This window comes from Mesorhizobium sp. M8A.F.Ca.ET.165.01.1.1, assembly GCF_004792065.1.
Classification (GTDB): Bacteria; Pseudomonadota; Alphaproteobacteria; order Rhizobiales; family Rhizobiaceae; genus Mesorhizobium.
The window spans coordinates 1-373 of the sequence record NZ_SRTH01000110.1 but is presented as its reverse complement, the minus strand read 5'-3'; the positions used below and the strand labels follow the sequence as shown (position 1 = coordinate 373).

The window sequence follows — 373 nt, the reverse complement described above, 5'->3', positions numbered from 1 at the left end:
CGGCCTTCCTCGGAGAGCAGCTCGACCGCTTCAACGGCTCCTATGTGCTGACCTTCGCCGGCTACAATGCCGGCCCCAATCGCGCCGCCCAGTGGGTGGCCAAATACGGCGACCCGCGCGGCAAGGACGTGGACGCCGTTGTCGACTGGATCGAGAGGATTCCCTACACGGAAACAAGAAGTTACGTGCAGCGCGTCATGGAGAATTACGAAGTCTACAAGATGCGCATTTCCGGTAAATACGACATCATCGGAGATCTGGTGAACGGGCGGAGTTGAGGACAGTACCATCGTCACAAAGGCTGGCGTTCCTTCACCCCCTTTGTCCCGCAGAAATCTCCGAGATTCCCAACCTTCCACGCCTGAGATTTGAC

1 pseudogene is annotated in these 373 nt (G+C 57.9%); it reads left to right on the top strand.

The annotated features are described in order from the left end of the window. Positions 1-278: pseudogene (locus EN808_RS35325) on the top strand (lytic transglycosylase domain-containing protein); the annotation flags it as partial. Positions 279-373 lie beyond the last annotated feature (95 nt).